A 25,760-nucleotide genomic window follows, 5' to 3' on the forward strand; every position below is an offset into this window, starting at 1 on the left:
AGCAATAAGGAGGGGTTTTTTATTGAAATTTCTTAAGGGCTTTAAAAAGTTAACCTGGATCTCGCTGGCTCTTATCATGATATTTAGTGCTGCTATGCCGATTGAAGCGAGGGTAATCAATGACGATCGGGCAACATCAGTCAATCAAGAAGACACCAACTATGCATTTATACAATTTGGTGATTCACCGATCGCTTCCTATGATGGATCGATCAGCGGCTATGAATCGACAAAACCCTTAAAAGGACAAAAGGTAAATCTCAATACCCCAGCAGCAAATAAGTATGGCAAAAGACTTCAAGCACAACGTGAGAATTATATAAAATGGCTGGCAAAACAGTTTCCGCAAGTTGAAGTGTTAACAGAATATGCCGTGACGTTTAATGGTCTTGGATTAAAACTTAATGGAGTTTCCCTTAAGGAAGTAAGCCGTGGACCAGGCGTTTTAAAAACAGGCTATAGTGGAACCTATCAAAAAGCAATGAGTGAAAGTACCTCCTTAATCAATGCTGAACCAGTGTGGAACGCCCTTGGGGGCCAGGCTGGTGCCGGCGAAGGAATGAAAGTGGGGGTAATTGATTCTGGAATTGACCATGCTCACCCTTTCCTGCAGCCAAATGAAGGTATGGAGATGCCAGCTGGTTATCCTAAAGGAGATAACGAATTTGCAAGTGAGAAAGTAATTGTAGCAAAGGTATTCCATCAGGAGCCTTGGCAGACTCCAGAAGCGGTTGACAGCCATGGAACACATGTTGCTGGCACTATTGCCGGGAAAGCCGGCACAGAGCCAGAACTAGGCGATAAAACCCTTAGCGGAGTAGCACCTGGTGCATACTTAGGAAATTATAATGTTTTCCCAGGCAATGTGGAAAACGCAAAGAGTTTATTTATCGCAAAAGCCGTAGAAGAGGCTGTTAAAGATGGCATGGATGTGCTAAACCTAAGTTTGGGCGGTACGCCTCATAAAGGTGCTGATCTCCTTGACATGACTGTTAACGCAGCAGTTGATGCTGGAGTTGTTGTGGCCATTTCTGCAGGTAACGAAGGACCAGGAAACTATACAGTAGGATCCCCGGGTACAGCAGATAAGGTAATCACTGTGGCCGCTACAACAAATAGCCGTTCGTTTGCGATGTTCCTAGAATCTGCCGCCCTATCAGGAGGCAAAACAGTAGCGACTACAGGCACGGATGGAGGAAAAGTTACAAAAGAGTTTTCTGGTGAATTCTCACTTTGGGCCGATCATGCCGGAGGAGATAAGCTTGCTTGTTCTCCAATAAACGGAAAACCTCTTGAAGGAAAGCTTGCCCTTATTCAGAGGGGCAGCTGCACATTTGCAGAAAAGATTAACAATGCTGCAGCAGCAGGAGCTGTTGGGGCCATTATTTATCAGTTGGATGGTGTGGAAGAACCCATTCCAATGTCATCTGATGGAGCATTAATACCAGCGGTTATGATTGGAAATAGTGCAGGTAATGAGCTAATTGATAGTCCTGAAAACAATAGTGTAACGATCACCTATCCATTAACAGAGGTAGAGGCAGACCCTAACTTACTGGCAAACTTCAGTTCATGGGGCCCAACACCAAATTATCAATTAAAGCCTGATATAGCAGCACCAGGGGTAAATATTTACTCTTCGGTTGTCGGCGGCGGCTATGAGCTTTATCAGGGTACGTCAATGGCCAGTCCTCATGTGGCCGGTGCGGCAGCTATTCTATTGGCTAACAGCAAGAAGATAGGATTAGGATGGGGCCCAGCGGAAGTTAAGGCTGCCTTAATGGGTACAGCAAATGACTTGGAGGGCAGTGTGATTCCGAATATAGATGTATCAGATCCACTAAAAGCGGGCTCTGGCCTTATCGACCTTGGACAAGCGATGGATCCGGCTGCCATGGCATTTCCATCTTCATTGAGTTTTGGGCTTGTGCGTCCTGCAGGGGAGCAAACCTATCATTTGGCCTTTGCTTTGGTTAATTCTACTGACCAAGAGCAGACATATACCATCAATAGTGATGAAAACTTAAGTATAAATACGAGTAAAGTAACTCTTAAGCCAAAGGAAAGCAAAGAAGTTACGGTAACGGTTCGAAACCGCGGCAGCCAGGGATCAGGACAGCACGGAAATCCTGAATTTATGAGCGGATATATCAATGTAACCTCAACTGAAGGTGATATCCGTATTCCATACCTATATGTTATTGATTATAACCGCTAGAAAAAAAGGGATTGCCATTGGCAGTCCCTTTTTGTATCTCTATCCAAAGACTCCTTCATAAATCCTCTGAAAATCTATCCGAAGTTTCTCTATCGGGACAAATCGGGCCTCTCTTAAAGCCTCTCTTCCATCCAGGTATAAAACAATTACAGGTACTGTGAAAGCCATAAGAAAACCGGCTATTTCCGTTACCTTGCCCGCATTAACGAGGCCAGCTTCTATGCGGGGATATTCTCTTAATACTTCCTCAACCTGAGGAAGCAAACCATGGCAGACACTTCAGCTGTCAGTTAACACATAAATAAAGCTCAGTTCATGGTTCAGAATGAATTGCTGCACTTCTTCCATGGATGTCAGCTCTTTCATGGGACTCCTCCCTTTTTCAGTAAAGACTTTTTTCTATTATACAATAGGATTTCCTTAAATCTTTCTAGAATATCTTATTGGGTTATTCTAATGCATTTAAAGGCTACAATAGGGTTCAGATAATCAGAATAGGAGTGATTGGATGGCAAATCTATGGGAAGAGAAATTTGGGGCTGAGGGTTATTTGTATGGCGAAGAGCCAAATGAGTTTATAAGAGAACAGGCGTACCGGCTTGAGGGAAGAAAAAAAATTATTGCTTTTGCAGAGGGGGAAGGACGCAATGCTGTTTTTCTTGCCAGGAAAGGCCATGAAGTAACAGCCTGGGATTATACGCAAAACGGATTAAAGAAGACTGAAAAATTGGCTGAGCGCCATAACGTCAGAGTAGAAACAGGCCAGAAGGATTTAATCCATGATCCTGTGCCTTCCGAGGAGTATGATGCATCCATAATGGTTTTTGGTCACTTTTTTAAAAAGGATCAAAAAACGGTATTTGATAAGCTGCTTTCAGTAGTAAAGCCCGGAGGCATCGTAATGGTGGAGGTTTACTCAGAGGATCAGCTTCGGTATCAAACAGGCGGCCCTAAAAGGGTTGATATGGTATATGATCCTGCAGACCTGCTGGAATGGATTCGGGGCTATAGGGTGCTTCATTTCTTTTATGGGGAACAAGAGAGAGTGGAAGGCACAGGACATACTGGTACTGGCCATGTTGTACAGATAATATTGCAAAAAGCAAAAATCTAGATTAAAAGGGAGGCTGAATGGCCTCCCTTTTGCTTTTTAGGAGATAACAGTGTGGCTGTTGCTGGCTTTTGCGGAGTATATTCGATATAAGACAAATGCAATAGCTGAAAGCAGGATCCCTGAGATGTAAGGAAAACCAATGCTGATGCTAAATAGCAGACCGCCGAGCGGAGGACCGATAATTCTGCCCAGAGAATCAAACGATGATAATAGTCCTGTCGTACTGCCGTGCCCGGTTTGCGAGGTTTTTGTCAGCAGTGAGGAAACGCTTGGACGGATAAAACCGTTCCCTACACCAAATACGGTTAAATAAATGGCAGCTGTTGCAAAGCTATCAATCAATAATATAAGAGCAAATCCGAGAGCAGACACAGCAATGCCTATCTGAATAACAGAGCCTTCTCCGTATTTTTTCGTCAACCTTCCTACTAATCCGCCCTGTACAAGGGCACCTGCAAATCCCATAATCATAAAGATATAGCCAAGCTCAACAGTACCCAGACCTGCCTTTTCAGCAGCAAAATAAGCAAACGTAGCTTCAAGGCCTGCCAAGGACAAAGAGACAAACAGCTGCAGGGTAAATAGAATGCTAACAGGTCCGTTCAATGCTTTTAGCAATCCCGGCCGTTTAGCAGACCGATTGCTGCGCTGTTCCGGTGAAAGAGATTCTTTCAGAACGAACATGACGAGAAAGAATGTAAGCAAGGAAGAGACTCCCGCCAGGTAAAAAGGTACATTCAGACTTTCCCGGGAAAAGACGCCGCCAATTGCAGGCCCAAAGATAAACCCTAAACCGACAGCGGCACCGATAATCCCCATTCCTTTCCCGCGGTCTTCTTCAGAAGTTATATCTGCTACATAAGCCATAACAGTCGGCATATTTGCAGATGATAAAAAGCCTCCAATGATCCGCGCGGCAAACAGCATCCAAAGTTCGGTGGATAAAGCCATAAGGAAAAAGGACAAGCCAAGTCCGAAAATCCCAATCATGATGATTGGTTTTCGGCCGATTTTGTCGGAAATTCGTCCCCACATCGGGGCAAAGAGGAGCTGCATTAAGGAATATACGGCCATTAGCAGGCCTAATTCCATAGGCGTGGCACCTAGTTCCTCAGCATAAAAGGGAATAACAGGAATAATAATTCCAAACCCTACCATAACGAGAAACATAACTGCGAATAAAAGAGGCAGTGCTTTTTTTGAATTCAAAGTATTCACTCCAGTAAATATCAAATTCCATCTAAGTAATATGATTATATCAAAAACAACTCCATACTTTCACCTTAGGAAGCATGCAGTAAATAAGATCTATTTATCCATAAAGTATTCCAAATATATTGAAATGTAAAAATAATATAAATTATGATGGGCTTGGATGTTACTCATCAAAATGAGGGGGGATTTTAGTGGAAAAGAAATTAGAAAAGAAGGTGCTGATCGCGAGTTTGATTGGAAGTTCCATTGAATGGTTTGATTACTTTTTATATGGAACGGTTGCTGCACTTGTTTTTAATCAAATGTTTTTTCAAAGTGATGATCCGGCGGTCGGTTTGATGCTGGCGTACGCTTCCTTCGCCCTAGCTTTTTTCATCCGTCCGCTTGGCGGCGTTATTTTCAGCCATATCGGAGACCGGATCGGCAGAAAGAAAACACTTGTCTTGACATTGTCACTTATGGGAGGAGCTACAGTCCTGATGGGCTTTCTGCCCACCTATGACAATATTGGAGCAGCTGCTCCGATTCTCCTTATTGTATTGCGCTTGATACAGGGAATTGGGCTTGGCGGAGAATGGGGAGGCGCGCTTCTGCTCGCTGTTGAATATGCCCCAAAGGAAAGAAGGGGATTCTTCGGAAGTATTCCACAAATGGGTGTAACCATTGGTATGCTGCTTGGAACCCTTGCATTATCCATTATGACTCTGCTGCCTGAAGAGGCATTCCTGTCATGGGGCTGGCGTGTGCCATTCATTTTAAGTGCCCTGCTTGTCATCTTTGGCTTATGGATCCGCAAAGGCATTGATGAAACACCATCCTTCAAAAAGGCACAGGAAAAAGGTGAGATTGCCAAGATTCCTTTCGTTGAAACGATGCGCAGCCATTGGAAGGAAGTATTGATTGCAGTAGGCGCGAAAGTAGTAGAAACAGCGCCGTTCTATATTTTCGGAACCTTTATCGTTTCATATGCTACCACACAGCTTGGATTCTCTCGTACGGTTACGTTAAATGCGGTAACCATTGCAACGATTGTTACTACCATTTTGATTCCGATTATGGGAAAATTATCGGATAAAATCGGCCGCAAGAAGCTATATGTGGGAGGTACAGTACTCATGATGCTCTATGCATTCCCTTACTTCTGGCTTCTGCATCAAAACTCAGCTCTATTGCTTATTTTGGCGACAGTACTCGGCCTAGGCATCATTTGGGCTCCGATTACAGCCGTCCTTGGCACGATGTTTTCAGAGATTTTTAAATCAAATGTCCGTTATACCGGCATCACGCTTGGCTATCAAATCGGGGCTGCTTTAGCAGGAGGAACTGCTCCGCTGGTTGCAACAGCCTTGCTGAATGCCTATGACAATTCCTATGTACCTGTAGCCCTGTATATCATGCTTGCAGCAGCCATCTCCTTGATTGCAATCGCATCAGTACGTGATCGAAGAAATCAGGACTTAGATTCTGAAACAGGCGGAAATACCTCTTTACATACAGGTTTGGGACAAAATCATACTGATCAAAAAGCTTAAAAAAGGTAAAGAAGAAAGGTAGATTATATGCTTGTTTTATCTGAAAAACAAATCCAGTCGATTTATTCGATGGAATCAGCTATTAAGGACATGGAGCAGGCTTTATCTCACTACATGGAGGGAAAAATCCAGAACCCTCATCGGACGGTTTTGGATTTCCCGGATAAAAAGGCCTCTGCACTTTATATGCCGAGCGCTATGGCGCCTATCGGAAAAACGGCTGTAAAGGTGGTCACCATTTTTCCTGGCAATCCAGCTTTAGGGAAGAAAACAACACAGGGAGTTATTTTATTAAGTGATACGGGTAATGGTGAGCATTTAGCATGCATTAATGCATCTTATTTAACAAGGATACGGACAGGAGCAGCAAGCGGAATTGCCACTAAGCATCTAGCGAAAAAGTCGGCAGGGTCAGTAGCAGTTATTGGCTGCGGGGCGATGGCAGAATTGCAGCTTCAAGCCGTATTGGAGGTCCGTAAAATAGACGAAATAATGCTTTATAACCGGACTGTTTCCAAAGCACATGACTTTGCTGAAAAAATTAAGGGGTTTAAAGGCAAAGTAGATATTTTTGAAAATGCAGATGAAGCAGTTTCCATAGCCGATATTGTTATTTGCAGCACTCGTTCTGAAAAACCGGTTTTCTCAGGCCAGACTCTCCAGCCTGGTACACATATTAACGGAGTAGGCTCTTATCGCCCCCATATGCAGGAAGTAGATGCAGAAACGCTCTTGAGAAGCTCTAAAATAGTGGCAGATACGATTGAGGGCGTAAAGGATGAAGCGGGTGATTTTATCATTCCTGCCAATGAAGGAAAATGGAGCTTTTCAGAGCTTCACGGTGAACTGGGGGAACTGGCAGCTGGGAAGATTGCAGGCAGAGAAAATGACGAAGAGATAACCTTTTTCAAATCAGTTGGAATCGCCTATTTTGACCTCGCAGTGGCTGCAGCCGTGTATGAAAAAGCAATCCGTGAAGGAGTTGGGACGAAGGTAGAATTATAAAAGGATGAATAGTGCCGGGAGCTTTGGAAAATCTATATCTATATTCCGAATAAAGGAGAGATATGGAATGGCAAAGCAGCCGAATAAAGTTACAGAAGAACAACAGGTAGTAGCCGCTCAAAACCAGGCTGAACAATTTAAAAAGGCTATGGATACTGAGTTTGCCCTGGAGGAAAACGTACAGGATGCTGCAGCAAAAAGCCAGCAATACCAGGTCAAAAACCAGCAGCCGACATATGAACCGAATAAGCCTTTTTGAGGAACTGTATGATGGGTTTTTAAGCCCATCATGCAGTTTTTTTATCGCCATAAGTAGTGCTTATAAAGGTCTGAATCTTCAAAATTAGGTATTATTTACCAAATTTAAATTGGTAAAAATGGTATAAATGACTGTTATTTAGCTAAAATTCACTATGTTATGTTAATTCTAACAAATTAAGTGAGAGGAGCTAGATTAGTGAAAAAGAAGAAGCTATTATCTATTCTATCAACGGGAGCTCTTGCGCTATCGTTATTATCGCCGCTGGCATCAAACGCTTCTACAGCGGAAGCAGCTACAGTTCCGAAATGGGACGCAGAAAGATACGGAGACCGTGTTGACATCGATGGCAAGCTAAACGCGCAGTCCGAGGACTCGTCATTTTTGAAGCAGGCTGAGAAGAAAATAGAGGAACAGGCTGCACAGATTAATTTTGACGAAGTTAATAAAGAGGAAAGTAAAACTGCTGATAGCACTTTTACATATAACGGTGGAACTAAGTACTTTTTAGACAGGGAGCTAGCTTTTAAGCAGTTTACTCTACGCAGTGTTGGTGAAAATGTAGAAATCTGGGTGGCAAATGATCTTTCTTTCCCTGATGATCGCCCAGCCCATGTTGTGACACAGGAGCAGGTTGATAAGCTAAGAGATGAGTTTGACCGTAATATTTATCCTAAGGCTACTTCTTTCTATGGAACACCTGACACCCACGATGGATCAAAATCCCCACTTGCGGGAAGAAATGTTCCTAAAGGTTATTACGAGGGAAGCGACAAAGTTATTATGCTAGTGGACAATATCAAAGATGATGGATATTACGATCCATCTTACCCATTCTTTGTCGCCGGCTTCTTCTGGCAAACTCTAGAAAACTATATGGATAGAAACATTATTACAATCGATACCAACAGCTGGGAAACTCGCTTGGAATCTACTTTCTTTGGAACTACTATTCATGAACTGCAGCATTTAATCCATGCTGACAATGATGGTGCTGAAGAAACTTGGATTAACGAAGGTATGTCCACTTTCTCTGAGTATCTTGGAGGATATGGCCATGATGCAGGCTCGATTAACTTCTATTTAGATCATCCGGAAAATTCATTAGTAAACTGGGATGATCACAGAACGGCAGAGACTGGCCCTGAAACCATTGCCGATTATGGACAAGTTTATCTATTTACTTTGTATATGAACGATAAGTTTGGCCAGGAATTTATCCGTGATTTAGCATTGAATGAAACGCAAGGCATCGATAGCGTTAATCAGGTCTTAAAGGCACATGGCTCAACCATGGACTTCACTCAGTTATATCAGAACTTTATTACAGCTCTAACGTTAGATTCAAATAAAATAGGCGAAGGAATTTACGATTTTAATAGCATTAACCTTCGCGGCCTTTTAGTTGATAAAGAAGGTACAAAGCGTGGTATGACAGTTAACTTTGAAAAGGCTTTAGAATTTGAAAAAGATGGCGTTCCTGCTTGGGGCGGAGATTTCAAGGAACTGGATTTCCAGGATAAAATTAATGGAATCTCATTTGATGGAGTAGACTTCCTGCCTATTCCGTGGGAATCCGCAGCTGATCCGTTGAATTCTGGCAACCAGGTTCTATGGGGCAATAAAGGAGACGAAGCAGATAATGCATTAATCTTTGAAGCAGATCTTTCTGGTGTTGAAACTGCCACATTGAAATTTGATAACTTTATAGATATCGAAGAGCAATGGGATTTTGGTGTAGTTCAAGTGTCAACTGATGGAGGAAACACATGGAAGAGTCTTTCCAATGAAAATACTCGCAGTGATGTAGTTGAAGAAGGTTATCCGAAAATTAAAGAAAATGTACCAGGGTTCACTGGACATTATGAGGAATGGCAGGAAGAAACTTTTGATTTAAGCGAGTATGCGGGCCAGAAGGTACTAGTATCTTTCCGCTATTTGACAGACTGGGGATACAATGACTCTGGCTGGTTCATTGACAATATTGAAATTCCGGAAATCGGCTATAGCCATGACGGATCTTCTACTGAAGGATTCAAGTCAATGAATGAAATTTTAGGCAAGTATGTAAACTACACAGTTACTTTTGTTAATGAAAGAGAAGTTGGAAATAAAAAAGGAAAGCAAAATACCTATAAGGTTGTAACTGTTGATCCTTTTAATGTTACAGAAGAAAATGCATTGCAATTGAGGCAGCTTTTCCAAGACGGAAAGAACTATATGATTACTTCATATGCAGCACCTGCAGATAATAAAAATGCTGTGGATTTTACTTATGAAGTTGAACTGAAGGAAGATAAGAAAAAATAAATACTTTGGACCCATCACATAGCGATGGGTCTTTCTTTTGAACTAGTATAGATAGAAAGTATGAGGGTTCTTTGAGTCTTCCTGATAACTCCTGTAAAATAGGTGCATAATTAATATCTATAAAAGGAGTTACTATGAAAAAATATGTGGTTATAGGTGCAGGAATCCTTGGGGCGTCCGCAGGCTATCACTTGGCAAAAGAAGGTGCAAAGGTTACGGTCATTGACCGCAAAGACCCAGGTCAGGCGACGGATGCAGCAGCCGGTATAATATGCCCTTGGCTCTCCCAGCGGCGGAATAAGGCTTGGTATGCACTAGCCAAAGGAGGAGCGGCATATTATCAGTCGCTTATTAAAGAGCTTGAGAAGGATGGCGAGACGGATACAGGTTATCAGAAAGTAGGAGCAGTAAGCCTTCATACAGATCCTGTTAAACTTGAAAAAATGGAAGAAAGAGCGATTAAAAGGCGTGAGGATGCCCCTGAGGTTGGAGATATTGTGGAGATGTCCCCAGAGCAGACTTCTGAACTGTTTCCCCCTTTAGCAAAAGAATATGCTTCTGTTCATGTTAGCGGTGCGGCCCGCGTTAACGGACGGGAATTAAGGGATGCACTTCTGAGAGCGGCTGAAAAACACGGAGCTGATCTAGTGCAGGGCTCTGCTGAGCTTGTTTGTAATGGAGATGCAGCCACTGGGGTTAAGGCTGATGAAAAGTATTATGAGGCAGATAGAGTGATTGTAGCAGCTGGAGCATGGGCTGGTGAGCTTTTTAAACCATTGGGAATCCATTTGGATGTGAAGCCACAAAAAGCGCAAATAGTCCATCTGCAGCTTGAAGGTGAGAATACAGGCAAATGGCCAGTTGTCATGCCTCCAAACAATCAGTATATTTTAGCTTTTGACGGCGGCCGGGTGGTCGTGGGTGCTACCCATGAAGATGAAATGGGATATGATTTAAGGGTAACTGCAGGCGGTTTGCAAGAAATTTTCGATAAGGCTTTGTCAATTGCACCTGGTCTGGCTGATGGAACGTTTGCTGAAGCACGTGTAGGATTCCGCCCTTATACACCTGGTTTCTTGCCTATTATAGGGGAAGTTCCTGGCTTTAAAGGCCTTTACCTATCAAATGGACTTGGCGCTTCAGGATTGACCGCAGGGCCGTTTCTCGGCGCCCAGCTGGCAAAGCTTGCTCTCGGGGAAGAAGTGGATATTGATTTAGAGCTCTATGATCCTGCCGGAGTAATAGAGAAAATGTGACTTTTAAAGGTGTCTGTCCAGCGAACAGGCACCTTATTTTTATTTTCTACATGTGAAATGGAGATTTGTCCTAAGAATATTGACTGCGGGTTAATAAATCACTTGTTTTCGGGTATACACTAATGAAATCAATTAATAATAGTTACTTTCATTAGGAGGATAAATCATGCGATGGAAAGGAAGAAGAGCGAGTTCTAATGTAGAAGATCGAAGAGGCATGGGCGGCGGGGGGAAAACGCTCGTTGGCGGCGGCCTTGGAGGGATCATTATATTATTGATATTTACCTTTCTTGGAGGCAATCCAGGAGAGCTTTTAGGCAATATGGCAGGAATGGACTCAGGTACATCAGTTCCATACGAGGAGACAGAGCAGGAAAAAGAGCTTGCACAGTTTGTCTCCGTCGTTCTTGCTGATACAGAAGAAGTTTGGTCTCAAATTTTTGAAGAACAAGGATTAGTTTATAAAGAGCCAACCCTTGTATTGTATTCGGGGAGTGTCCAGTCTGCTTGCGGGGCAGCATCCTCAGCTGTAGGCCCCTTTTATTGCCCGGGTGATCAAAAGCTTTATATTGATTTAAGCTTTTATGAGGAACTGCATAGGAAATTCCAAGCTCCAGGGGACTTTGCGATGGCTTATGTAATTGCCCATGAGGTGGGCCACCATGTACAAACCCTTTTAGGAACAACTGAAGAAATTATGCCTCTTCGCCAGCGCATGAGCGAAGAGAAGTTTAATCAATATCTAGTTCGTTTTGAATTGCAGGCTGATTATTATTCCGGTGTATGGGCTCACCATGCCCAGGGAATGGGTTATCTTGAAGAGGGCGACCTGGAAGAAGCATTGAATGCTGCAACCGCTGTCGGAGATGACACCCTTCAAAAAAGAGCACAAGGTCATGTAGTTCCTGAAAGCTTTACCCATGGTACTTCAGAACAAAGGAAATCATGGTTTTATAAGGGATTCCAAAATGGAACGATTAAAGGCGGAAACACTTTTGAGAACAGTAATCTAAACAGAAGCTGGTGATATAAGCCGGGAAAGGAGCGGAATACCTTGTGAACCAACAAGTACAAACATTTATGCTAAAAGATGATGGACGAATACCAAATAACCCGACATTGCCTGTCATCGTTTATAAAGGTGCGTTCAAGGATCATCCGGATGATATTGAACCCACATTTAACCGCTATAATTGGACCGGGAGCTGGACTGGCGGAGTGTATGATTATCATCATTATCACACTAATACACATGAGGTTTTAGGCGTAAAAGCAGGAAATGCAACGGTTCTTATTGGAGGCGATGAGGGAGAGCGTTTTGAACTGCATATGGGCGATGTGATTGTGCTTCCGGCAGGGACAGGCCATAAGAAGCTAGAAAGCAGTGCTGATTTCGTAGTTGTGGGTGCCTATCCGGATGGAAGAGGCCCGAATATGAAGGAAAAAGACCATGCAGAACGTGAACAGGCTTTGGCAGAAATTGAGAGTGTTTCGGTCCCTGATAAGGATCCTGTTTATGGTGACGAGGGGCCTTTGCTGGAGAAGTGGAAAACGTAAAGTGAATTGTCCGATTCCTTTTTAAATATTTGGCTCTGTTAAATTTGCCTGTTGATTTCCGCTTCAGGTACTCAGCTAAACGTGGGCGGTCCGACGTTCCTCGGTGCATTCGCACCTGTGGGGTCTCCCGTTGACACGCTTCTCCCGCAGGACATTGAATAAGCTTCCTCCGAATAAACAACGCACGAAGGAAATGTGTCAGCATTTCCGAGGATTTCGCACCTTCCACTCCACTCAACAGGGTGCTAAAATCAACAAAAAAGCCAGAAGAGCAACACCTCTTCTGGCTTTTGCATTTCTACCTATTAACGTACACCCTTCATATATCCCTGAATCTTTGGACTCAATAGGAATAAGATGATAGACAGTACGATTGCAGATGCACCGATTACACCGAAATAGGTCATTTCAGTTTCCGGGGTATAGAATTTAACGATTTGTGCATTGATAGCCTGTGCCGCAGCATTTGACAGGAACCAGAGGCTCATAGTTTGTGCTGAGAAGGCTGCAGGCGCTAATTTTGTTGTTGCTGAAAGTCCTACAGGTGATAACAATAGTTCACCAAGTACGACGATGAAGTAGCTGAGCACTAGCCATAATGGGTTTACCAGAGAATCGGTTCCGCCCATGTAAGCAGGTACCAGGATCACGATGAATGATAGACCGGCAAATAATAGTCCCAATGAGAACTTTTGTGGAACTGAAGGCTGGCGTTCGCCCATCTTCACCCACATCCATGCAAACACTGGCGCTAAGAAAATGATAAATAATGGGTTAAGCGATTGGAACCATGCTGGTGATATATGAATTCCCATGAAGTCCAGCTGTGTACGCTTATCAGCATAGTTAGCCAAGATTGTTGAACCTTGTTCCTGAATCGCCCAGAACATAACAGATGCGATAAACAGCGGAATGTACGCAATGATTCGTGAACGTTCCACATCCGTTGTCTTAGGGCTGCGATACATAACGGTAAAGTATGCAATTGGGATTGTGATCCCTAAAATACCAACAAGCGCGATAAAAGTATCTACTGTTAAAAGTCCTGTAGGAATACCAATTGCAACTAAAATCGCAATAATTAAGGCTCCCAATCCAATACGTGTGTAAACTTTTTTCTTTTCATCACCTGTTAATGGGTTGGCAACAAATGTTCCAGCCAATCCTAGGTTCTTCTTCTTTGTAAAGATAAATACCAGTAATCCAAAGAACATACCTACTGCAGCAATACCGAAACCTAAGTGAAAATTATACTTCATTCCAACTGTTCCGACAATTAAAGGTGCAAGAAATCCGCCAAGGTTAATACCCATGTAGAAAATACTGAAGCCGGCATCACGGCGCGTGTCTTGCGGACTGTAAATTTCCCCGACAACGCTGGATACGTTAGGCTTTAGAAGTCCCGTACCAAGGACGATGAGCACCATGGATACAAAGAACATTGCAAGGCTTCCAGGAATAGCAAGAGCGATATGACCAAGCATGATTAAAACTCCGCCGTAGAAAACAGCCTTTGAAGTTCCGAAGATTCTATCTGCCAGCCAGCCTCCAATAATCCCGGACATATAAACTAATGATCCGTAGATAGACATGATGGCAAGTGCAGTTGTTTCATCAAGGCCTAATCCGCCTTTTGAAACCTCATAATACATATAAAATACAAGGATTGCTCTCATTCCATAGTAAGAGAAACGTTCCCAAAACTCAGTGAAGAAAAGTGTGAACAAGCCCTTAGGATGGCCAAAGAAGCCTTTTTGAGGCACACTTTCAACAATTTTCTGCCTATTATTATCTGTCATGTATAATCCTCCTTTAGCTATTCTATAATATCTTTCATAGTTTCAAATTGTCAAAAAAAGTTTTATGTAGCCATGGTTATTATTGACTTTAATAATAAATAATTGAATTATCCTGTAAATTTATCTAGAATTTTATTTTTTCAGAATAATTATTGTTTTCATGCTTTTTAAAAACAAGCTTATTATTCCCATAAAAAAAGCCACCCAAACCGGCGGCATTTTTTCATATTCTATTAAACCTCAGCAAGTACTGTATTTTTATTACTAAATGGCTTATCATGAGCGTTACTGCTTGATAGCCTGTTTTTGCCCAAATCCTTTGATTGCAGCAGCAACTGGTCTGCATAAACATATGCTTTTTCGATTGAAAGCTGCTCATTTATTTTATAGAAAAACAGTCCAAATGACGCAGTATAGGATAGTGAAATGTTTTCTTCCTTAAATTCGGCTTCAAAAGTGCTGTCTTCAATTCCCTTGCGAATTTTTTCCGCCAATAAAACGCTCTCCTGGTAGTTGCGATTTCTGAGAAAAATCGTGAACTCTTCTCCGCCGCTGCGAAATAAGCAATCTTCTTTTGAAAGATAGCTTTTTAGCGTATTGGCAAAATGCCTGATCGCCTGGTCGCCAACAGCATGGTTGTAACTATCGTTTATTCTTTTGAACTTATCTATATCCGCCACTATAATGCCGATATATTCATCCTTCCTGTTCAGCTCAGTCATTTTTTTATCCATATAGGCCCGGTTGTATACACCTGTTAAAAAGTCTGTATAGGCCATCTGTTCAAATTTATCCCGTTCTATCTTATTTTGCAGCATTTGAGATTTTGAAAGAAATGAACGGCTTACAAGATAATTCAGGACAAATAAACTAATAAGCATTTCCCATTTGCCTTCTTGAAGGAATAGCAGCAAAAGACCATTGGTGAAGGCTATTTTCCCCATATCCAGGACACTTCTTGTTTTAATAAAATCTATTGCTTCCCTTTTGGTTTTAATATCTCCCATTAAAGAGAAAATGGTGATTAAGAAAGCATCTGAAAGCAGGGATGTGACGGTTATAAGGATAAGCATAATTATCCAAAAACCAAACGGTACTGGCTGCAAGAGGGGATAGAGAAAATTAAACAGATAAAAAGCAATCGAGTTACTGAGCACGAAGGAACCGATATTGTAAAAGGTATGGACAAATTCATCCGGATCAGCTGTTTTCGTACGCTTTTTATTGAAATAAACGGTAAATCGATAGATACCTTCAAAAATAAATAAACCTAAAGGCCCGGTAAATATCCCGATCGATAGGCTGTAATTGATGCCATAATCCATACTGGTGCTGCCGTTTTTACTGATAATGCGTAAATGATGGTACAAGCTTGAAAAGAACCAATAAATAAACAGCGCTTTTAAATATGCAGGACTCTCGACAATGATCCCCTTTGAGGAAAAAGCAATGGCCATAGCAATAAAAAATAGCGATAACATGAAGATTCTTGAGCCATGCATAGAGCTGTTCTCCCTTCCATTGTATGTATATCTCTATTTTAAAGGAATTTTTTTCTATAAAATAGTTTAATCTAAAATATTTTCATAATTTTATAACATTTAATTTCTTTTTACAGATATTCCGTAAGCCTCCCATCAGTAACTGAGCACAGCATCAGGACTGTACGTGATTTTCGGGGAAAGTTACAGCGCAAGCAGTCTCTGCCCCTTTAACAAGCTCTTGTCCATCTGCCACTTTGAACATTCATCTGACATCCACATAAGAGAATCCCAATATTGACAGCCATCTTGACTAAATGTAGTGGATTCGGCCATTGATGAAAATCTTGAATTTTATTTATCCTGATAAACAGGTTCCAATTCAATGGATCTTGAGTGAAGCTTAAATAACCGATTTATTTATGCATTTTTAAATTCTACTTTTCAAGGGATGTCTGGTTAATAGTCAACCAGACGTCCTTTTCCTTTCTTTAATTTAGTCCTTGAAAGCAAAGAAAAAAATATATGGACAAAGAGGAAGCTTTAATAGGATAAAAGCGCACTTTTATTTGCTGAAAACAAAAGTGTATGCAAGTATACAATAAAGTTTACAAATGTGTACAAAAACGTAAACAAGTATTCAATCTTGTATTCTTATTGATGTAGAGGCATGTGTACTCATATGTATACATGCATACATATGAGTATATAGGCTTGCCAAATGAATATCTTCTGGTGATATACCTAAGCCTTTAAAGGTGACGCGAGAATTGTCTCCCTGCCTTTTTTCGATATTATGTTCAGCGCATATACTATGCTGATTTATGACAGGAGGCTATATGGACAAAAGACATTGGTATTGATCCCTTGCTTTCATATCCTTTAAAACTAAATCATATTATTCTCCTACTATTAAATGAAGAGCATAATATATTGAAGGCAATGAGTAAAAAGAAGATAAAGAAGCGATCGAACGAGCAACGCAGCGTATGCTATGAGGAGTGACGAAACTGACGCCAGATCGCCGCTCATCATTTACTGGAAGTGTTTATTTAACCCCCCTTCCCCTCTTTTTATATTTAAAAAAATGCTTTTATAGGTAAAATTGTTTTTTGGCTTCATTAATGAGAAAGGGACGGTTTGACTGTGTCCAGTTTCAAATCTTACGCTTCCGACTGTGATTCAAATAACCCAGCTTAGCGAAATCATTTTATCCTGGTAGGGGAGACTTATGCCGGGGGTTCCGTTCGTAAATCAAGCAGCATATGTCCAATGGATAAAAAAACCTCATGTTCAGCGAAAAGGTATTAAGTACCTGGGTTTGATACAGAGGACAGTAATGTTGGGGTTTCGTCATTTTACGCCCTGCTCGGTTTTGCCGTTGGAAAGAGCGAACATAAATATGGAATAGACATTTGAAAATAGATGATAACTTTAGATTAGTGTATTCGGCTAAGCTGGAAGAGGAAAAATCAGCTTTAAAGTACTCAATCCAGGAATTTAATCATCCACTTAAAAAAATGGAAAATAAAATTTGCCCTAAAATAATAAGGGGGGGATTGGTTTTGTTAAATTTTCCATCCTTTGCACTCCGCTAATTGGAAAAATAGTTAATATTTATTAGCTTCATATAGGAAGTGAGTTAGGATAAAAAAGAACAAATTATGAATGTACACAAAAATGCAAACAAGTATACAAAATGACTGCAAATGTGCGCAATAATGTAAACATGTATACAAAAGAGTGTGCATACTGAAATATTAAGATGTGTGCAGTCGTGTATACATGTAGTCGAAAAGTGTAAACAAAGATGATCAAGTTTACACTTTGTTTACGTCTTTACGCTTTCATTACTTTTTATCTCCTCTCATTGTAAAATCTAGTAATCTCGATTACTCTTAAATAAACACCTCTATTTAAGAGAATGAAAGGATTGAAGTGAATTGAGTAATTCAAGAATTGCAGCAGTTGATGTAGGGAACGATTCTATTAAAGCGATATTTGGAAAAATGGATGCAGAATTAAACATCCCAAATGTAATTGCAAGAGATGTTGAAGATAGACCGGTTATTGGAATTGAAGAGCTGGACAGCAAGGATCCGCTTGAAGGTATACATATTAGAGTCCACTCCCCTGCCCTGAAAGAAAATAATGCGATTTATCGTGTTGGCCACTTGGCGACAAAGAGTGACAATGCCACTGAGCTTGATCCTGGAAGCAGCAAGTCTGAAGAAGATCAGACATTAGTAATGCTTTTTGCCACATTGGCATTGGATGCTGTTCAGAGGGATGGTTCAACAGGTTTTAAGAAATCAGGAAATGTCATTGATTCAAACTATACGCTTGGGACAGGCCTTCCCCTTCGTGAAGTAAAAGAAGGAAAGGATGCCGGTTATCGTTCAAAATTACTGGGATCAGTCCATCAGGTTGAGTTCCTTGTTACACCTAAATATCAAGGTTTAAAGGTCAACATCAAATTTGATGAAGTCAAAGTTTATCCTGAAGGTTTTGCAGCTTACATTAATCTTGTAATGGACAATAACTTAAACATTATTAATAAGGATTTAATTGATAAGCGCATTCTTATTCAGGATATTGGCGGGTTATCAACCGATATTGCTGTGATTAAAAACCGCAATGTCGATGATGACAAAGCTCAAGGATTTAACCTGGGGGTTTCAGAAGCGCTTGAATCAATCCGCGAAGAAATCAGATCGAAGCATGGCGTTGAGCTGGACAGCCGCAGAGATGTAGTTGAAATCATTACGAAAAAGAATGACCGCAACCACATCATGGTAAAAGGAAGCCGGACAAGCGTCCATGATATAACTGACCGCATCCTTCTTGACCTGGCTAAGAAGCAGTATCGCCTGCTCCGCAATGTGTGGCAAAAGAACTCGCAAACAGAAATCTGCTACTTTGTAGGCGGCGGTTCTATTGTTTTAAAAGATTATCTGAAGACTTTAAATAACAATCTTGACGGATATAATATTGATTTCTTCGAGGATGAAAAAGAAAGCATCTGGATGATGTCAAATGCTTATTATAAGCTAATCTCGGATTTTACAAGAAGAACGAATAAAGAAAAGGCAGACCAGGACAAAAAACCTGTTAAAGCCAACTAGGGTGATACTTCATGAAAAAAGCTTCCTCTTCTGAAATAAAGAGAGGGCAATCGATATCCTTTCGTGTCCCTTCTGATACACCTGATCATATCTTGAAGCATTTGCAAAAGCTGAAGGAAACCGAAAGACGGAATTTTTCAAGCAAAATTGCAGAGTATGTAATGCAGGGAGTCAGCAGTTCCCAAAACAAGGATCGGGAAACCATTACCATTCCCCTTCCTAAGGGATTAAGCAAGATTCAAAGGGATTGGCTAAAGCATGAGCATTCAGAAGCATTGCTGGGCAGCATTCTTTATCAGTTAATTACGGATCCTGTTCGTGCTACGTCTTTGCTTGCCTCTCTGAACAGCAGGTCTTCTGATCTGGATGAGGCATTGTATCTGCAAGAGGAACCTTTGCCTAAGCTTGAACAATATGATTCAGCGGCGGCTGCCTTAGAAGAAACCCATTCTGAACCCGTGGCGGATATTGAAGATGATTTGCTTGATTTTGATTGGGAAAAAGCAAGAAAAGAACAGCAAGAACAAGCAGAAGATGAACCTGAAGAGGAAAGCGAAGAAGATTTGGATACACTTCTTGGCGGCTTTCTTGCACATATGAATAAATAAAGGGAAAGGGGAGTTTCGGATTTTAACCGAAACTCCCCTTTTTTGTATTTAGATGGGATTTTTCCGGGTAAATTACAGGTACAGCCTATTTTGGCACAGAAAAGGAGGAACAGAGTTGGTTTATGATTGTCTAATTGTAGGCGGCGGAATTGCTGGCCTACAGGCTGCTATTCAGCTTGGCAGGTATAAGCATAGCGTTTTGGTTCTTGATTCCAATGATGGACGCTCTACCATATGCAGGAGCTACCATAATATTTTAGGTTATCCTGATGGTGTAAGCGGCCAGGAATTGCGGGAAATAGGGAAAAGGCATGCGGAAAGCCTTGGGGTGGAGTTTGCTTTCGAGAGAGTTGAGCAGGCTCAAAAGACAAGCGAAGGTTTTGAAGTTACATCCGATAACGGGAATAAATACAGCGGCATCCGGATATTGCTCGCAACAGGGGTCATGGATCGCATCCCTCCATTCCCTGAATTAATGCCGTGCCTGGGTATTTCAGTGTATGTATGCCCTGATTGTGACGGATATGAGGTGAAGGACAAACGCACAATAATACTCGGCTCAGGGAACGCGGGGGCTAGTATGGCTTTAACTTTGTCCTATTGGACGAATGATCTTGTTTATATTAACCATGAAAAAGCTGCGGTAAATCAAAAGCTCATGGAGAAAATGAAGGAAAAAAACATTGAATATATTGAAAGTGCCATTCAAAAGGTACTTGCAGAAGATGACAAATTTAATGGAGTATTGCTGGAAAGAGGAAAAGAAGTAACAGGCGATAGAGGGTTTATTGCTTTTGGAGGAAACGAGGTAAAATCCGGCCTAGCCAAACAGCTGGGAGTCGAACGCCTAGAAAATAAGCATATTGTAACAGATGCCCGATCAAAGATGACTAATGTAAAAAACGTTTGGGCAGCAGGCGACGTCGCAGCACACTCTGAGCAAGTCACAATCGCAATGGGAGAAGGCTCCCAGGCAGCCATTTGGATTCATAAATCGCTTTTGCAGGAAAAAAAGTAGATTTAAAAGGGTTTCACACTCATTATAAAAGGGTAATTAACTTGGTTTATTTTTTTGCCTTTTTCTCATATAATAGCCTATAAGCTATTGGGGGCTGTTCAAAAGTCGGGAAAATCTACTTGTACCCACTATTTGAACACTCATAGAGAAAGGTGTATGAATTGAAAAAAGAGGGATTGGATCTAGTTGTTCAGGAGTTGCTGGAGAGATCAGGGAGCCTTGTGAATATTAAGCTGGAAGGTCATTTTCCGGGAAATCGTTTAGCAGGCGGAAAGTACAGCATGGGATCGCATACAATTACACTATATATTGAAGAGATTAAAAACCAATGTTATCAGCTGTTTTCTTCAGGTGAACAGTTTTGGGATTATTTCGCTGTTGTTTTTGCACATGAACTTGGCCATGCGGAGGACAAAGAGCTCGAAGAATTAGCAGAACGGCTCGATTTTTGCGGGACTGAACAGGAGCGTTGTCAAATTGCCCTGAAAATAGAAGAAAATGCATGGGGTTTTGCTGAAAAAATCCTTCCGGAAATGGATAGGGCTTTTATGCAGAAGATTATTTACCACTCATTAAAGCCATATTGGGACCAGCTTCAATTGGAGCCAGCCTGAATTCCTGAAAGCCGCAGTAAAGAAAACTGCGGCTTTATTGTGTTTAAATAGCACCATTTCTCCAGAAATTAACCCAATTTTGTCACGAAAAGGGTATTGATAAAATCAATTGTAAGCGTTACACTTACTGTAGTAGTATGCAAATGCTGACAGCAAGCAGCTTTTTTTTATACCGCCCAATGCAAACGTTTGCGCACTGAATGAGAAATTATTTATAAATTGAGGGTGTTAATATGAAGAAGATTTGGTGGAAGGAAGCCGTTGGGTATCAAATTTATCCACGCAGTTTCCAGGATTCAAATGGAGATGGGATTGGCGATCTTCAGGGAATCATTCAAAGACTTGATTATATTAAAGGTTTAGGTATAGATGTCATTTGGATTTGCCCGATGTACAAATCTCCAAATGATGATAATGGCTACGATATTTCAGATTACCAGGATATTATGAAAGACTTCGGCACGATGGAGGATTTCAACCAGCTGCTTGACGAAGTCCATAAGCGTGATATGAAGCTGATTTTGGACCTTGTCTTAAACCATACAAGTGACGAACATCCTTGGTTCATAGAATCGCGCTCTTCCAAAGACAATCCAAAGAGGGATTGGTATATTTGGAGAGACGGCAAGAATGGCCAAGAGCCAAACAACTGGGAAAGTATTTTTGGCGGATCCGCATGGGCATATGATGAGAAAACGGATCAATATTTCCTGCATGTTTTCTCTACTAGACAGCCTGATTTGAACTGGGAGAAAAAAGAAGTCCGCGAATCGCTATATGATACGGTTAATTGGTGGCTTGATAAGGGAATCGATGGATTCCGAATCGATGCCATCAGCCATATAAAAAAGCGTCCGGGCTTCCCTGACATGCCGAATCCGAAAAAGAAAAAGTATGTTTCATCCTTCGATATGCATATGAACCAGGAAGGGATTCATGAATTCTTAAAGGAATTTAAAGACCGCACATATGCTAACTATGATGTTATGACAGTAGGCGAAGCGAACGGTGTTACTGTGGATGAAGCAGACCTTTGGGTTGGTGAAGATAAAGGCAAAATGGATATGATATTCCAATTCGAACACCTGGGCCTGTGGGATGCGGAAACCAATCCGGAGCTCGATATTGTAGAACTTAAAAAAGTTCTTACCCGCTGGCAAAAAGGGCTTGAGGGGGATGGCTGGAACGCTTTATTCATCGAGAACCACGATAAGCCGCGTGTTGTCTCGACATGGGGAAATGATAATGAATATTGGCACCAAAGTGCAACTTCAATGGGTGCGATGTATTTCCTTATGCAGGGAACACCGTTTATTTATCAGGGACAGGAAATCGGCATGACAAATGTTCAATTCCCTTTCATTGATGATTATGACGATGTGGCAGTCAAAAATCTGTACCGCATCAAAAAAGAAGAAGGCATCCCCCACCAGGCAATCATGGAGGTCATTTGGGCATCATCTCGTGACAACAGCCGTACCCCAATGCAGTGGTCCACAAAAGAGAACGCAGGGTTTACAACTGGTCAGCCGTGGATAAAAGTAAATCCGAATTATACGAATATTAATGTGGAAGTACAATCTCAGGACGAAGATTCCATCCTTTCTTTTTATAAGAAAATGATTCGCCTGAAAAAAGAAAATGAAGTTTTCACATACGGGCAATATGATTTATTGCTAGAAGAAGATAAGCAGATTTATGCCTATACCCGCACTTCTGAGGATGATCAGGTAGTAGTTATTACAAACCTTTCATCCAAGGCAGCAGACTTTGAATCAGAATTTAAGCTTTCATATGACCAGCTTTTATTGAATAACTACACTATTGAAAAGCATGAAGATGTTGATTCTTTCACACTTAAGCCCTATGAAGCGCGCGTATATCGTATAAAATAGTAATAAAAACAGGACTCTCATGTGAGTATCCTGTTTTTTTTGAGTGGATAAAGGAGTCTTTTGATGAACATCGTAAAAATAGGTAATGGAGGCGCAGGTATGGCTAAGGGTAAAACGAATGCGATGCGTATTCTGGATGCGCAGAAGGTAGATTATGAATTAATCACCTACGACAGTCAGGATGGAAAGATAGACGGGGTTTCGGTTGCGGAGAAGATTGGAAAAGATCCTAAGGCGGTCTATAAAACGCTAGTCGCTCAAGGCCACAGCAAGCAGGTATATGTGTTTATCATTCCGGTGGAAGATGAACTGGATCTAAAAAAGGCCGCAAAGGCTGCAGGAGAAAAAAGGGTGGAGATGATTCCGGTTAAGGATATCCAGAAGCTTACCGGCTACATTCGCGGAGGCTGTTCTCCAGTCGGAATGAAAAAGCAATATCCTTCTTACGTTGATATTAAGGCTTCCGACCTTGAGGAGATCGTTGTCAGCGGCGGAAAGATTGGCATGCAAATGGAGCTGAAAATAGGTGATTTACAGCAAATTATAGGGGCAAAGCTAGAGGATCTTGTGAAAAGTGAATAAATAATCCTTTAAAGGGGGCTAATCGTTGTGATTTAGCGCTCTTTTTTTATTGGCCGTGTTAAAGCTTAATGATGATTTTGGCATCTTGCTGATTGGAGCGTAAGGCACGAGACTCAAGCGGGAGGAGCGTGTCAAAGGGAGGCCCCACAGGCGCGATAGGCACGGAGGAGCGTCAGACCGCCGGACCGCCGGCGGAAAGCGAACCTGGACCGGAAAACAATAGGCAAGTTTACCAGAGCCTTTTTATTAAAAATCGAGTTTATCATGAACTTTGCCTCTTACATCGTTAACTTAATAAATATATCATCAATCTTTTTTATTTTTCGTCAACTATTCCTAAATATCATCAACTAATAAAACTATAGAAACCAACAGCTTTTTTTTCATAGGCATTCACCCATCTATCTTTCTTTGCATACTGTAAGGTGAAAATGCATTTCGAAAGGAAGTGTAAGAGTGGCTGGGAAGAAATTAAATTACTTTGCCGGCGGAAACACTGCCCGCGGATTCCACAGTTTGTTTGATTCTAACCTGCAAGGGCTTGACCGTCTCTTTATTTTAAAAGGCGGGCCTGGGACAGGAAAATCCTCTCTGATGAAAGCGATCGGAGCGGAACTATCTGAAAAAGGCTATGATCTTGAATATATTCACTGCTCTTCTGACAATCATTCAATCGACGGAGTTATCATTCCAGCATTAAAAGCAGGCATTGTAGATGGAACAGCTCCACATGTCATTGAACCTCAAGCACCTGGTGCAGTTGATGAATATATCAATCTGGGAGAAGCCTGGGATTCGAAGGCATTGGCTGGGAAAAAAGAAGAAATTACTTCATTGGCAAGCCAGATTAGCAGCTCATTCGCAGCCGCCTATGAAACATTTGCTGAAGCGTTGAAAATCCATGACGAATGGGAAAAAATTTATATCGAAAATATGAATTTCCAAAAGGCAGATGAACTGACGAAAAAGCTCATTCAGACCTTCTATGCAAATATGAAATTGAATAAAACTCCATCTGTTAAGCACCGATATTTAGGGGCCGCCACTCCAACAGGCGCGGTAGACTTCGTGCCAAATCTTACAGAAGATATTCGGAAAAGGTACTTTATTAAGGGGCGTCCGGGTTCAGGCAAGTCAACTATGCTGAAAAAGCTGGCTGCAGAGGCCGAAAACCGAGGATTTGATATTGAAATCTATCACTGCGGCTTTGACCCTCACAGCCTCGATATGATCATAGTGCGGGAGCTTGGTTTGGCTATTTTCGATAGCACCGCACCGCATGAATATTTTCCGAGCCGAGATGGTGATGAAATCATAGATATGTATGATATCACCATCAATTCAGGCACAGATGAAATTTATGCTGAACAGATTAAAGACATCAGCACCCGTTATAAAAATAAAATGAGTGAAGCGATATCTTATTTGGCAAGGGCAAAAAGTCTTCATGATGAATTAGAAGAGATATATGTAGATGCTATGGATTTTGAGGCAGTAGAAAGGATTAAAGAGAGTATTCGCTCAGAACTGCTGCTGATTTCCGAAAAGGTGTAGCACACGTAAATCACGATTTTGGGCAATAGGCATACATTACACCGAAGGAAATGGAAAGGAGCTTTAGAATAGATGGATTATATAAATTACCCTTTTTACCCATATATGCCTGATTATACTCTCGATGGCAGAACGTTTCCAGGAGGATCAAGCGGCGGATTTGGAATTCCAGGATTTCCGGGCGGAGGATCAGGCGGCGGATTCGGAATTCCAGGATTTCCGGGGGGAGGCCCAGGCGGGGGATTCGGACCGCCGGGACCACCGCCTGGCGGTGGGGGGCAGCAGCAAGATGGGGCTCCACCAGGGCCACCTCCAAGTTATACCCCGCAGATGCAGCAGGCAGGCACATTTGCGGTTGATCCGGGAGGCATAAGACGCTGTTTATATCGCTATACCTATATCTGGCTTGAAAATGGCAACAGCTTCTGGTTTTACCCGACATTTGTAGGCCGAACCTCTGTAGCAGGATGGCGTTGGAGAAGATTCCGCTGGACTTATTACGGGACGGATTTAAGAAGAATTAGCTCATTCCAATGCTTTTAATGAATAGGCTTTGATAAAGCTCATTGTTGATTTTGGCACCCTGTTGATTGTAGCGGAAGGTGCTAATCCCGCGAA

The 25,760-nt window shown here is 41.7% G+C and carries 20 protein-coding genes; 17 read left to right on the forward strand and 3 right to left on the reverse strand.

The annotated features are described in order from the left end of the window. Nucleotides 1-22 precede the first annotated feature (22 nt). Both DFO73_RS29590 and DFO73_RS04600 read left to right on the forward strand, forming a co-directional pair. The gene (locus DFO73_RS29590; protein ID WP_110063611.1) at nt 23-2,218 is read left to right on the forward strand and encodes a S8 family serine peptidase; all 2,196 of its coding nucleotides are present in this window, start codon (nt 23-25) and stop codon (nt 2,216-2,218) included. A 508-nt stretch (nt 2,219-2,726) separates the two neighbouring features. Beyond that, nucleotides 2,727-3,332, forward strand: coding sequence for a class I SAM-dependent methyltransferase (locus tag DFO73_RS04600; protein ID WP_110063613.1), 606 nt, complete (start codon nt 2,727-2,729; stop codon nt 3,330-3,332). Between the two features lie 36 nt (nt 3,333-3,368). Here DFO73_RS04600 and DFO73_RS04605 read toward each other — a convergent pair whose 3' ends face one another. Beyond that, complete coding sequence (locus DFO73_RS04605; RefSeq protein WP_110063614.1) at nt 3,369-4,541, reverse strand: MFS transporter; 1,173 nt, start codon at nt 4,539-4,541, stop codon at nt 3,369-3,371. A 197-nt stretch (nt 4,542-4,738) separates the two neighbouring features. Between DFO73_RS04605 and DFO73_RS04610 the strand changes: the two genes are divergently transcribed. From DFO73_RS04610 to DFO73_RS04640, 7 genes are all read left to right on the forward strand, one after another. Beyond that, on the forward strand, nt 4,739-6,079 hold the full coding sequence (locus DFO73_RS04610; protein ID WP_110063615.1) for an MFS transporter: 1,341 nt from the start codon (nt 4,739-4,741) through the stop codon (nt 6,077-6,079). Between the two features lie 27 nt (nt 6,080-6,106). Continuing rightward, nucleotides 6,107-7,084, forward strand: a complete 978-nt coding sequence (locus tag DFO73_RS04615; RefSeq protein WP_110063616.1) for an ornithine cyclodeaminase family protein — start codon at nt 6,107-6,109, stop codon at nt 7,082-7,084. A gap of 67 nt (nt 7,085-7,151) precedes the next feature. Further along, nucleotides 7,152-7,343, forward strand: a complete 192-nt coding sequence (locus DFO73_RS04620; RefSeq protein WP_110063617.1) for a hypothetical protein — start codon at nt 7,152-7,154, stop codon at nt 7,341-7,343. 198 nt (nt 7,344-7,541) lie between these two features. Beyond that, nucleotides 7,542-9,653, forward strand: coding sequence for an immune inhibitor A domain-containing protein (locus DFO73_RS04625; RefSeq protein WP_110063618.1), 2,112 nt, complete (start codon nt 7,542-7,544; stop codon nt 9,651-9,653). A gap of 134 nt (nt 9,654-9,787) precedes the next feature. Beyond that, entirely contained in the window at nt 9,788-10,909 is a 1,122-nt protein-coding gene (locus DFO73_RS04630) for an NAD(P)/FAD-dependent oxidoreductase (RefSeq protein WP_110063619.1), read from the forward strand. A gap of 166 nt (nt 10,910-11,075) precedes the next feature. After that, nucleotides 11,076-11,936: a KPN_02809 family neutral zinc metallopeptidase gene (gene ypfJ, locus DFO73_RS04635; RefSeq protein ID WP_110063620.1), complete on the forward strand. Its 861-nt coding sequence runs from the start codon at nt 11,076-11,078 to the stop codon at nt 11,934-11,936. A 29-nt stretch (nt 11,937-11,965) separates the two neighbouring features. After that, complete coding sequence (locus tag DFO73_RS04640) at nt 11,966-12,466, forward strand: cupin domain-containing protein (RefSeq protein WP_110063621.1); 501 nt, start codon at nt 11,966-11,968, stop codon at nt 12,464-12,466. 305 nt (nt 12,467-12,771) lie between these two features. On the opposite strand, the gene DFO73_RS04645 is transcribed toward DFO73_RS04640, so the two are convergent. Together DFO73_RS04645 and DFO73_RS04650 are read right to left on the reverse strand one after the other, a co-directional pair. After that, the gene (locus DFO73_RS04645) at nt 12,772-14,265 is read right to left on the reverse strand and encodes a peptide MFS transporter (protein ID WP_110063622.1); all 1,494 of its coding nucleotides are present in this window, start codon (nt 14,263-14,265) and stop codon (nt 12,772-12,774) included. Nucleotides 14,266-14,498: 233 nt separating this feature from the next. Further along, nucleotides 14,499-15,767 carry a GGDEF domain-containing protein gene (locus DFO73_RS04650; RefSeq protein ID WP_110063623.1) on the reverse strand — a complete coding sequence of 423 codons (1,269 nt, stop codon included), beginning with the start codon at nt 15,765-15,767 and terminating at the stop codon, nt 14,499-14,501. A 1,922-nt stretch (nt 15,768-17,689) separates the two neighbouring features. Here DFO73_RS04650 and DFO73_RS04665 point away from each other — a divergent pair. The 8 genes from DFO73_RS04665 (at nt 17,690) to DFO73_RS04700 (ending at nt 25,685) form a co-directional block, all read left to right on the forward strand. Next, on the forward strand, nt 17,690-18,871 hold the full coding sequence (locus DFO73_RS04665; protein ID WP_110063626.1) for a ParM/StbA family protein: 1,182 nt from the start codon (nt 17,690-17,692) through the stop codon (nt 18,869-18,871). Between the two features lie 11 nt (nt 18,872-18,882). Beyond that, nucleotides 18,883-19,479 (forward strand): hypothetical protein, encoded by a 597-nt coding sequence (locus tag DFO73_RS04670; protein WP_110063627.1) that lies wholly within the window; start codon nt 18,883-18,885, stop codon nt 19,477-19,479. 115 nt (nt 19,480-19,594) lie between these two features. Beyond that, on the forward strand, nt 19,595-20,497 hold the full coding sequence (locus tag DFO73_RS04675; RefSeq protein ID WP_110063628.1) for an NAD(P)/FAD-dependent oxidoreductase: 903 nt from the start codon (nt 19,595-19,597) through the stop codon (nt 20,495-20,497). A gap of 152 nt (nt 20,498-20,649) precedes the next feature. Further along, entirely contained in the window at nt 20,650-21,111 is a 462-nt protein-coding gene (locus DFO73_RS04680; protein WP_309043009.1) for a hypothetical protein, read from the forward strand. 233 nt (nt 21,112-21,344) lie between these two features. Then, a complete protein-coding gene (locus DFO73_RS04685; RefSeq protein ID WP_110063630.1) occupies nt 21,345-23,006 on the forward strand; it encodes a glycoside hydrolase family 13 protein in 1,662 nt (553 codons plus the stop codon). A 99-nt stretch (nt 23,007-23,105) separates the two neighbouring features. Continuing rightward, complete coding sequence (gene ybaK, locus DFO73_RS04690) at nt 23,106-23,588, forward strand: Cys-tRNA(Pro) deacylase (protein WP_110064001.1); 483 nt, start codon at nt 23,106-23,108, stop codon at nt 23,586-23,588. A gap of 456 nt (nt 23,589-24,044) precedes the next feature. After that, nucleotides 24,045-25,142 (forward strand): PRK06851 family protein, encoded by a 1,098-nt coding sequence (locus DFO73_RS04695; protein ID WP_110063631.1) that lies wholly within the window; start codon nt 24,045-24,047, stop codon nt 25,140-25,142. 72 nt (nt 25,143-25,214) lie between these two features. Further along, entirely contained in the window at nt 25,215-25,685 is a 471-nt protein-coding gene (locus DFO73_RS04700; protein ID WP_110063632.1) for a hypothetical protein, read from the forward strand. Nucleotides 25,686-25,760 lie beyond the last annotated feature (75 nt).

This window comes from Cytobacillus oceanisediminis, from assembly GCF_003182355.1.
GTDB lineage: Bacteria > Bacillota > Bacilli > Bacillales > Cytobacillaceae > Cytobacillus > Cytobacillus oceanisediminis_A.

Bases quoted from the DNA above. Each gene is read 5' to 3' on its own strand.
- DFO73_RS04600 (WP_110063613.1), top strand. From the start codon at position 2,727: ATGGCAAATCTATGGGAAGAGAAATTTGGGGCTGAGGGTTATTTGTAT.
- DFO73_RS04615 (WP_110063616.1), top strand. From the start codon at position 6,107: ATGCTTGTTTTATCTGAAAAACAAATCCAGTCGATTTATTCGATGGAA.
- DFO73_RS04620 (WP_110063617.1), top strand. From the start codon at position 7,152: ATGGCAAAGCAGCCGAATAAAGTTACAGAAGAACAACAGGTAGTAGCC.
- DFO73_RS04630 (WP_110063619.1), top strand. From the start codon at position 9,788: ATGAAAAAATATGTGGTTATAGGTGCAGGAATCCTTGGGGCGTCCGCA.
- ypfJ (WP_110063620.1), top strand. From the start codon at position 11,076: ATGCGATGGAAAGGAAGAAGAGCGAGTTCTAATGTAGAAGATCGAAGA.
- DFO73_RS04645 (WP_110063622.1), bottom strand. From the start codon at position 14,265: ATGACAGATAATAATAGGCAGAAAATTGTTGAAAGTGTGCCTCAAAAA.
- DFO73_RS04650 (WP_110063623.1), bottom strand. From the start codon at position 15,767: ATGCATGGCTCAAGAATCTTCATGTTATCGCTATTTTTTATTGCTATG.
- DFO73_RS04670 (WP_110063627.1), top strand. From the start codon at position 18,883: ATGAAAAAAGCTTCCTCTTCTGAAATAAAGAGAGGGCAATCGATATCC.
- DFO73_RS04685 (WP_110063630.1), top strand. From the start codon at position 21,345: ATGAAGAAGATTTGGTGGAAGGAAGCCGTTGGGTATCAAATTTATCCA.
- ybaK (WP_110064001.1), top strand. From the start codon at position 23,106: ATGGCTAAGGGTAAAACGAATGCGATGCGTATTCTGGATGCGCAGAAG.
- DFO73_RS04700 (WP_110063632.1), top strand. From the start codon at position 25,215: ATGGATTATATAAATTACCCTTTTTACCCATATATGCCTGATTATACT.